This window comes from Providencia sp. PROV032, from assembly GCF_028484875.1.
GTDB classification, from domain to species: domain Bacteria; phylum Pseudomonadota; class Gammaproteobacteria; order Enterobacterales; family Enterobacteriaceae; genus Providencia; species Providencia rettgeri_E.
Window position 1 is genome coordinate 166180 of the sequence record NZ_JAMPSX010000015.1, and the last position, 9251, is coordinate 175430.

A 9251-nucleotide genomic window follows, 5' to 3' on the forward strand; every position below is an offset into this window, starting at 1 on the left:
TCTGGTTTCTTTTCCATTATCTTTTTATATTCAGTAAGTTGGCGGCGCCGCCATAGTCAAATTGAAGCCGACGCTACGGTAAGTTTTATACCGTTCACGCGCCAACTGTTTTAAAGTTTCATCAATAGGTACGAAGTCTACCACTTCATGGAAAGCCGTGGCAAAATCTGCGAATTGATTTTGTAAATTAATCAGAATATCACGAGGAGTATTTCCCCGTTTAGCTGGCCAGCAAATTTCGATCGGTGCACCATAACGTGGCCCTTCACCCGCCAAATTGTGCGGGACAAACTGGTGCGGATCGCGTTGCCACAGGGCTTCATCAATCTTTTCAGCTTGTTGCTGTGTTTCGCAAGCAATCAAAACGCGCTTTCCACTGCGCCATAGCTGAGCCGCAAGCTCACAAGCAAGCCATTCATGGGCTTCATATTCCGCTTGTGGTGAGGGCTGCTGTAACTGGTAAAATGTACCTTTTTTCATATGCCCGTCTATACCCGTCATACTTCAGTTTGCAGGGTTGTTGGTTATGTTCTTTTGGTGACTGAAAGCCAGATTATTTCTATGCTGAATTATAACCTTTTTTATAGCTGGCTCAAAATGGCTTTCTTGGCGTATCAAAAAACCAAAAATAATATCCCGAATCGCTATTGCTCATCGGGATATTTTTACGAGTGATATACCGCTAAATCACTAAATGGGATTAATCATCACCATTAAGGCCAGCACGGTTCAATAAGAACTGTGCGAGCATGGAAACAGGGCGACCAGTTGCCCCTTTCGCTGCGCCAGAACGCCAAGCAGTCCCTGCGATATCAAGGTGTGCCCAGTTATATTTCGTGGCAAAACGAGACAGGAAGCAACCTGCAGTGATAGCCCCTGCTGGACGCCCACCCGTATTGGCTAAATCCGCAAAATTCGGTGTGATTTGGTCAAAATATTCATCCGCTAATGGTAGACGCCATGCACGGTCACCCGCTTGCTCAGATGCATTTAACAGTTCGTGAGCCAGTGGGTTATGGTTTGACATCAAACCAGTATAGTGGCTACCTAATGCAATCACGCAAGCCCCGGTTAAGGTCGCAATATCGATAACCAGCTCAGGCTCAAAACGCTCAATATAGGTAAGAGCATCACATAGAACTAAACGGCCTTCGGCATCGGTATTGAGGACTTCAACGGTTTGCCCTGACATCGTCGTTAGGATGTCACCCGGACGATAAGCGCGGCCGCCTGGCATGTTTTCACAGCCAGCTAGTACCCCAATCACGTTGATTGGCAGTTGCAACTCAGTGATAAAGCGCATGACGCCATACACACTTGCGGCACCACACATATCGTATTTCATTTCATCCATGCCTTCGGATGGCTTGATTGAAATACCGCCAGAGTCAAAGGTTAGACCTTTACCAAGTAAAACGATTGGCTTACTTTCAGGGTCTGAACTGCCTTTATATTCCATGATGGACATTAGCGATTCATTTTGTGAACCTTGACCCACCGCGAGATAGGCGTTCATTCCTAACTCTTTCATTTGCTCTTCACCAATCACTCGAGTGGTGAGTTTGCTGTCTGAAATATCGGCTAATTGACGTGCTTGGGACGCTAAATAACCTGCATTACAGATGTTTGGCGGCATGTTACTTAAGTCTTTCGCTGCTTTCACCCCGGATGCAATAGCTAACCCGTGAGAAATAGCACGCTCACCACTGGTTAATTCACGGCGTGTTGGTACATTGAATACCAGTTTACGCAATGGGCGGCGATGTTCTGTTTTATTACTTTTCAGTTGATCAAACACATACAGCGATTCTTTCGCTGTTTCGACAGCTTGACGAACTTTCCAGTAGTTATTGCGGCCTTTGACATGTAATTCAGTTAAGAAACAGACGGCTTCCATTGAGCCCGTTTCATTTAACGTACTGATTGTTTTCTGAATAATTTGTTTAAATTGGCGCTCATCTAATTCGCGTTCCTTACCACAACCGATAAGTAAAATGCGTTCAGACAGAACGTTGGGTACATGATGGAGTAGCAGGGATTGCCCCACTTTACCCTCAAGTTCGCCGCGGCGCAGCAGGGCGCTGATATATCCGTCACTTATTTTGTCCAGCTGTTCAGCAATTGGGGACAGACGGCGTGGTTCAAAGACTCCGACAACAATACACGCACTGCGTTGTTTTTCCGGGCTACCACTTTTTACACTAAACTCCATGCGTTCTCCTGAATCTTAAAGACAAAGGCCGATGCTCCCGCTAAAATTAGCGTTTCGCATGATCTACCTCATAGAGAATGAACTCTTTATGTTAAACTAACCATCTATACGCGAAATAGCTCACGTTGTATGCTGTTAATCGCAATACACCATGAAGTATGGCGGGTATATCTGGTTTCTCGAATATTAAGCATGTTCTGATATTTCTATCAGTACAGAGAATGCTTTTATATCATTGTAGCCATACAATAAACTAGAGTATATGTTAGTAAATGGCAGACATCGAACGAACTTAGCCATTTTCTTCCCAAAAGACAAGTTTTCACAGGCGTAATAAGCGTGATCATTATTAGATATTTGGTACGGGAAACCCTGAAAAGTCAGTTAGCCATACTTTTTGTATTGATGCTAATCTTTTTTAGTCAGAAGTCGATAGATATTCTTGGCGCAGCGGTTCAGGGCAATATTCCCTCAAACTTAGTACTTCCTTTGCTGGGGTTAGGTGTGCCTGAAATGGCGCAGCTTATCTTACCTTTAAGCCTATTCCTTGGGCTTTTGATGACCTACAGTAAACTTTATACTGAAAGTGAAATCACGGTAATGCACGCCTGCGGTTTAGGCAAAAGTGTTTTAGTGAAAGCCGCGTTGGTCCTTGCCGTGATTACTGCGATGGTCGCGGTTGCTAACATTACGTGGATGCTGCCATGGTCTTCTCAATATCAAGAGCAAGTATTGGCGGATGCGAAAGCGAACCCAGGGCTAGCGGCCATGGTAGAAGGGCAATTTAAAACCACTAAAGATGGCAACTATGTGCTGTACATCGGTGATGTAAAAGGGAATAACTTTAGAAACGTATTTCTTGCTCAACTACGTGCTGCAAATGAACAACGGCCTTCTGTTGTAGTTGCGGATAGCGGCTATATGAAAGAAGACCCAGATGGCCGTCAAGTCGTTGTTCTAAATGAAGGAACTCGTTATGAAGGAACAGCGCTACTGCGCGATTTTCGCATAACTGACTTTGTTAATTACCAAGCCATTGTTGATCACCAAACGGCAGAAACGCGTAGTGACCGAGTCGAGCAAAAAAATATGTTGCAGCTGTGGTCTGAAAATACACCTGAAGTGAACGCAGAGTTCCATTGGCGTTTAACGATTGTTTTCTCCGTTGTTGTCATGGCTTTGATGGTTGTGCCGTTAAGCGAGGTTAACCCACGTCAGGGGCGGGTGTTGAGTATGCTTCCTGCAATGCTGCTGTACCTTATTTTCTTTCTATTACAGAGCACATTGCGTAATAGTGCCGATAAAGGCGATCTCGACCCAAGGTATACCATGTGGGCGGTGAATGTGGGGTATTTGATATTGGCGATCGTTTTAAATGCGTGGAATACCGTCCCAGTGCGCCGTATGCGTCTTAAATTGAGTAAAGGGGTTGCCTGATGTTTGGTGTTTTAGATAGGTATATCGGTCGAACCATCTTAAATTCGATTTTAGTGACGCTATTTCTGCTCGTTTCACTGGCAGGGATCATTAAATTTGTCGAGCAGCTTCGCAAAGTAGGCGATGGTGACTATACGGCATTGAGCGCAGGTGTATTCACCTTATTAACTGTCCCAAAAGATATTGATATTTTCTTCCCAATGGCGGCATTGTTGGGCGCACTCATGGGGCTAGGCGCACTGGCTTCACGTAGTGAGCTAGTGGTCATGCAAGCTTCCGGCTTTACCCGCTTACAAATCGCATTATCAGTGATGAAAACGGCAGTTCCATTGGTCATTGTCGCTATGTTTATCGGTGAGTGGATTGCGCCGGCGGGTGAGCAGTGGGCAAGAAACTACCGCGCAGAAAAAATTGTGGGTAACTCATTAGTGGTGACCGATGAGGGGATGTGGGCAAAAGATGCTAATGATTTTATCCATATTCAGCGGATTAATAATGCGACCTCGATTCAAGATGTTTCGGTTTACCGCTTTGATGATCAACGTAAGTTGAAGTCAGTCATGTTTGCCGCAAACGGTGAGTATGACGCAACAAATCAACTTTGGGTTTTATCTCAAGTGGATGAGTCAATTTTAAGTAGTGAGAAAAAAATCACAGGTTCACAGCGACTCACTGTAGATTGGAAAACCAATCTGACCCCAGAAAAACTGGGTATAGTTTCACTGAATGCTGACTCGTTATCCATTCGGGGCTTGTATCAATATGTCTCGTATTTAAAAGAGAGTGGTCAAGTCGCTGCGGTTTATGAACTCAGTATGTGGAAAAAAATATTAGCGCCATTATCCGCTGCCGTCATGATGCTAATGGCCGTCTCATTTATTTTTGGGCCACTGCGAACCGTACCGATGGGAGTGCGGGTTATTTCAGGTATTGTGGGTGGGTTCTTGTTTTACGTTCTTAACCAAGGGTTTGGTAACTGGAGTTTGGTTTATTCGGTCCCCCCTATCATTGCCGCTGTTTTACCGAGTTTGCTGTTTTTGATTGTGAGTATTGTTTTACTAGTCAAACGAAAATAATGGCAGGCCAATGAAAAATAAAAAACGGTAGTAACTTGAACAGTCTACCGTTTTTTATTATTAGCCAAACAGTGCGTAACCTAGAGCGCTGATATAGGTTAATAACCCAGTTTGTGGTTGGAATAACTTTTTCCTGACGATAGATGTATTTGCTGGGTTATCAATAATTGCTAAAATATTTTCGCCACTGCGATTAGCCAGTTGTTGAGCAAGGGAAAACATTCCCCCACACAGACTACTATGGGCTTTGAATCTAAACGCTTTCTGACATTTTTCACGATAAATTCGCCTCTCTTCTTGCCGATAAGCTCGAATAGCCTGCATTTCAAAATCGCCTAAATACTTACAAGGAAATAGAGGGCTAATTGGTTTCTCTTCGATGTGTTGGGAATATTTAACTTTGTGGTTTTTAATGTTATTGAGGATACTCGTCAATTCGGATTGACTTGTTTTATGGGCCAGAGTGGGATGGCTACTGGGTGATGTCGCGTAATTTTTAGTTCTCATTTTAGCTTTGCAGTTGTGGATAAAGTAGCTAAAAGATTACCGAGAAGATTAGATAATTGATTCTAAAAATGAATAGTGAAATTATTAAAAACAGCCTGAATATCTCAGGCTGTTGTCGCAATTAACGTGATAATACGGGTAAATCCACGTTTTAAGGTCGGGGTGTAACTCGCCATTGTTTGTAATGCTTCGGCGGTACTCCTTCAATGTTTCCCATAAGCGTGGTTAGTAGACAATGAGGCTACTAGTTCGTTAACGCCAATCGTTAATTTACTGAATTTACTGTTATCTTTGCGGGTCATTACTACAAATACCCCAATATTTTGCTGTGGGATCATTGCCATATAGGTATTAAACCCGCCACCACCACCGGTTTTCTGATAAATTCCCGGAGTGCCATTTTTAGGTTTCATATACACCCACCCAAGGCCGAGCCCATCAGCATGTCCTGCAACATCCATCCCTTTAATTTCTAAAAGCTTTTCACGTGGGAAATAGATACCTTGTTCACGGGCTGCTGTGACTTTTCTTAAGTTACTGTCTGTCGATAAAAATTGTTGCATCCATTTTTGCATATCTGCAGGGGTAGAATACACACCACCACTGCCTGCTGCTGCGAGTGTGTTATGGCAAGGGCTGGGTTTCGTTCCTTCCATTAAACGGGCACATTGAGCATTATTTGGCGTGTAAGTGGTATTTGTCATCTTAGCCGGAGACGTCACATAATGGCTAAATAACTGCGGATAGGAGTGCCCAGATGCTTTAACCATCGCATCAGCGAGTAAATCATATGCAAGGTTGGAGTAGGACGCTTCTGTCCCCGGTGTTGCATCTAACTTGCCTGTTTTTAGCCATGTCCAGCGGTTATCTTGAGTTGGCCAAATAAAAACAGGGCGCCCCCATTTCCCACCGGGTTGTTCGCGAGGTAACCCACTGGTATGGCTTGCTAAATGGTATAAGCGAATAGGTTGCCCACTGGCATTATCAGGAACAGTAACACCGTGGTAGGCATATTGTTGCAACGGATCAGTAATTAACAGTTTCTTATCTTGCTCGAGCTTAATTAATATTTCGCTTGTCATTAATTTGGTAATTGATGCAATACGAATTAATGAATTAGGGCCCGGTTTTTTACCATTACCCGGTGCGGTTTCACCATAATAGCGCGATAACGCCTGATTATTATCAATAACAATGATAGCCATGCCCCGTGCATTGCTTTCATTAAAAATGCGATTAGCATATAAATCGACAATCTTAGCGACGCGCTCGTAAGTCCTTCTATCTCCCTCAAAAACCTGCCAGTCTGAGGATTCAACATCATTACTTTGCAGAAATTTTGGTGCTTTTTCTGTCTTACTTGAACATGCGATTAACACTAAAGATAATGCAGATACAGACAGAACTTTTAGAAATGATTTCTTCATGTTGGAAGCCAGCCGATATGATTGTTTGCAAATAGCCTTTCAGCCAATATTATTTTTTCTTAGCGAAAATCTTCATTACGACACCAATTAAGATGCCAATAAAGATACCTGTTGCTATCCACCCAACAAAACCCATGATTAAACCTTAAATATTGACATTAGATTGCAGATAAACTAACAAAAATAATGACCTGTCGCCAGTCACAGAGCCTCGCGATAAGAAAAATAATTTGGGAGAAGTTAACATACTCATTAATCGAGATATAAACAAAAGAAGCTTTCCCAATGATTTTATTAAATCTAGGGAATATGCTTTTTTTTTAATCGAACAAACTGTAACTTCACGAATAAGTGTTGCCAGTAGACACAAGGCAAGTATAATGGCAGCGTTTTCCAAGAAACACATCACTTTGTGCCGGAGTGGCGGAATTGGTAGACGCAGTTGATTCAAAATCAACCGCCTTCGGGTGTGCCGGTTCGAGTCCGGCCTTCGGCACCATAAGAACATCAAGAGACGTCAACCGACGTCTTTTTTTGTATCTAAAATCCAGTGTTTGTAAGGTTCCTCTCGCATTTTAACTCTACCAACGTATACTCAACTCAACCGACATCAAGTTAATGATGTGGGTACATTTGCGGGTATATGCCGATTCGATAAAGTTTTGTACCCGCAATTCGGCTGCGAGGATAGTTAAAATGGCACTTTCCGATACTAAAGTTCGTTCTGCAAAATCTGAAGATAAAGCGTACAAGCTGACAGATGGTAACGGACTATTTCTTCTGGTTCATCCTAATGGCTCTAAATATTGGCGCTTCCGTTATCGCTTTGGCGGTAAAGAAAAGATGCTAGCATTTGGCGTGTATCCTGATGTCTCCCTAGCGAATGCTCGTGAAAAACGAGATGAAGCAAGAAAGCTTGTCGCTAGCGGGGTAGATCCAAGTGAAAAACGCAAAGAAGTAAAAGAAGAACAGCAAAAGGAATACAATACCTTTGAGAAAGTTGCTCGAGATTGGCACGCAACCAATAAAAAGTGGTCAGAAGGTCATAGCCATCGAGTACTCAAAAGCCTTGAGGATAATATCTTTGCTGCTATTGGTAAACGCAATATTGCCGAACTAAAAACTCGTGATCTACTCGAGCCGATTAAAGCCGTGGAGATGTCTGGACGTCTTGAGGTCGCGGCACGTTTACAGCAACGTGTGACTGCCATTATGCGCTATGCCGTACAAAGCGGTTTAATCGACTATAACCCCGCGCAAGATATGGCGGGTGCTGTTGCCACAGGTAAACGAGTCCATAGAGCCGCTTTAGAACTCAAACGCCTACCAAAGTTCTTACAACGCATCGATGATTATAAGGGAAGACCTTTAACTAAACTTGCCGTCAAACTTACCTTATTAGTCTTTATTCGTTCCAGTGAACTGCGCTTTGCTCGTTGGGATGAAATCGATTTTGATAATGCCATGTGGACGATCCCTGCTGAACGTGAAGCGATAGAAGGGGTTAAACATTCCCACCGTGGATCAAAAATGCGAACTCCTCATTTAGTGCCTTTAAGTCGGCAAGCCATTGAGATATTAAAGCAGATCTATCAATTCAGCGGTAACCACGAACTGATCTTTATCGGTGATCATAATTCAAGAAAACCCATGAGTGAAAACACGGTTAATAATGCATTACGTGTGATGGGCTATGACACAAAAACGGAAGTGTGTGGACATGGTTTCAGAACGATGGCATGTAGCTCGTTGATTGAGTCAGGGCTATGGTCGAAGGATGCAGTAGAAAGGCAGATGAGCCACCAAGAACGAAACTCAGTACGAGCTGCTTATATTCATAAGGCGGAGCATATTGAGGAAAGACGGTTGATGGTGCAATGGTGGGCTGATTATCTGGATGCGAATAGGGAAGGGCATGTAGGGGCGTTTGGGTTTGGGAAGTAAAGAATATAAATATCCACTTAACCAGTAGATAATTTAAGTTTCAATGCATTGAATTAATATGAATTAAACTGTTTATATGTTAATTATGAACAGTTTAATCGCATTAAGTCATATTTAAAATTTTTACTTGTATTTTTACATGGTGTACTTATTTTATAACTAATTTTTTGATAATACTGGTCGATTATGTCAAATTCATATTACGTTTATTCTCTTAAAGACCCAAGAATTAAGCCGGCTAAGATTTTTTATATTGGTAAAGGAACAGGAAGTAGACTGACTGACCATCTAAACAATATAGACGACACAAGGAAAGGTAAATATATAGTAGAGATTATTAACTCAGGAAATAAACCTATCTTATCTAAGATAGTAGATAAGTTGACTGAAGAGCAAGCATTCCAAATAGAACTTGAATTAATCACTAGCTTAGGAACAATAGATACTGGTGGTATTCTGTATAACACCGTGATACCTAAGTTAGTAAAACGTAGGATTGATGATAAAATTGTAGTTCCACAAGGAACAGTTGAGAAAGCTCAGTTAGCATTAAAATTGCTTAAAGATGCAATTACATCTCTTGCATCAGAAAATCCACAAGGAATTACAAACTCCGACTGTGCTCACTATCTTGGGCTACAGTCAGAT

The 9251-nt window shown here is 42.4% G+C and carries 8 protein-coding genes and 1 tRNA gene; 5 read left to right on the forward strand and 4 right to left on the reverse strand.

Features of this window, described 5'->3' with window-relative positions; translation table 11 throughout:
- Positions 1 to 30: 30 nt before the first annotated feature.
- On the reverse strand, positions 31 to 480 hold the full coding sequence (locus PSF42_RS11650) for a DNA polymerase III subunit chi (RefSeq protein ID WP_125890628.1): 450 nt from the start codon (positions 478 to 480) through the stop codon (positions 31 to 33).
- Positions 481 to 700: 220 nt separating this feature from the next.
- Positions 701 to 2212 carry a leucyl aminopeptidase gene (gene pepA, locus PSF42_RS11655; protein ID WP_102138169.1) on the reverse strand — a complete coding sequence of 504 codons (1512 nt, stop codon included), beginning with the start codon at positions 2210 to 2212 and terminating at the stop codon, positions 701 to 703.
- A 339-nt stretch (positions 2213 to 2551) separates the two neighbouring features.
- On the opposite strand from pepA, the gene lptF reads away from it, so the two are divergent.
- Both lptF and lptG read left to right on the forward strand, forming a co-directional pair.
- The gene (lptF, locus tag PSF42_RS11660; RefSeq protein WP_125890627.1) at positions 2552 to 3649 is read left to right on the forward strand and encodes an LPS export ABC transporter permease LptF; all 1098 of its coding nucleotides are present in this window, start codon (positions 2552 to 2554) and stop codon (positions 3647 to 3649) included.
- Positions 3649 to 4725: an LPS export ABC transporter permease LptG gene (lptG, locus tag PSF42_RS11665; RefSeq protein ID WP_125890626.1), complete on the forward strand. Its 1077-nt coding sequence runs from the start codon at positions 3649 to 3651 to the stop codon at positions 4723 to 4725. The genes lptF and lptG overlap by 1 nt, the downstream gene beginning before the upstream one ends.
- A 60-nt stretch (positions 4726 to 4785) precedes the next feature.
- Here lptG and PSF42_RS11670 read toward each other — a convergent pair whose 3' ends face one another.
- Together PSF42_RS11670 and ampH are read right to left on the reverse strand one after the other, a co-directional pair.
- Entirely contained in the window at positions 4786 to 5232 is a 447-nt protein-coding gene (locus tag PSF42_RS11670; RefSeq protein ID WP_213913346.1) for a hypothetical protein, read from the reverse strand.
- Positions 5233 to 5435: 203 nt separating this feature from the next.
- A complete protein-coding gene (ampH, locus tag PSF42_RS11675) occupies positions 5436 to 6659 on the reverse strand; it encodes a D-alanyl-D-alanine-carboxypeptidase/endopeptidase AmpH (protein WP_272680050.1) in 1224 nt (407 codons plus the stop codon).
- A 414-nt stretch (positions 6660 to 7073) separates the two neighbouring features.
- Between ampH and PSF42_RS11680 the strand changes: the two genes are divergently transcribed.
- From PSF42_RS11680 to PSF42_RS11690, 3 genes are all read left to right on the forward strand, one after another.
- A tRNA-Leu gene (locus PSF42_RS11680) sits at positions 7074 to 7158 on the forward strand.
- 197 nt (positions 7159 to 7355) lie between these two features.
- Positions 7356 to 8603: a tyrosine-type recombinase/integrase gene (locus PSF42_RS11685; RefSeq protein ID WP_272680051.1), complete on the forward strand. Its 1248-nt coding sequence runs from the start codon at positions 7356 to 7358 to the stop codon at positions 8601 to 8603.
- Between the two features lie 186 nt (positions 8604 to 8789).
- The coding region (locus PSF42_RS11690; RefSeq protein WP_272680052.1) for a GIY-YIG nuclease family protein at positions 8790 to 9251 on the forward strand (462 nt) is incomplete at its 3' end.

Bases quoted from the DNA above. Each gene is read 5' to 3' on its own strand.
- PSF42_RS11650 (WP_125890628.1), bottom strand. From the start codon at position 480: ATGAAAAAAGGTACATTTTACCAGTTACAGCAGCCCTCACCACAAGCG.
- pepA (WP_102138169.1), bottom strand. From the start codon at position 2,212: ATGGAGTTTAGTGTAAAAAGTGGTAGCCCGGAAAAACAACGCAGTGCG.
- lptG (WP_125890626.1), top strand. From the start codon at position 3,649: ATGTTTGGTGTTTTAGATAGGTATATCGGTCGAACCATCTTAAATTCG.
- PSF42_RS11670 (WP_213913346.1), bottom strand. From the start codon at position 5,232: ATGAGAACTAAAAATTACGCGACATCACCCAGTAGCCATCCCACTCTG.
- ampH (WP_272680050.1), bottom strand. From the start codon at position 6,659: ATGAAGAAATCATTTCTAAAAGTTCTGTCTGTATCTGCATTATCTTTA.
- PSF42_RS11685 (WP_272680051.1), top strand. From the start codon at position 7,356: ATGGCACTTTCCGATACTAAAGTTCGTTCTGCAAAATCTGAAGATAAA.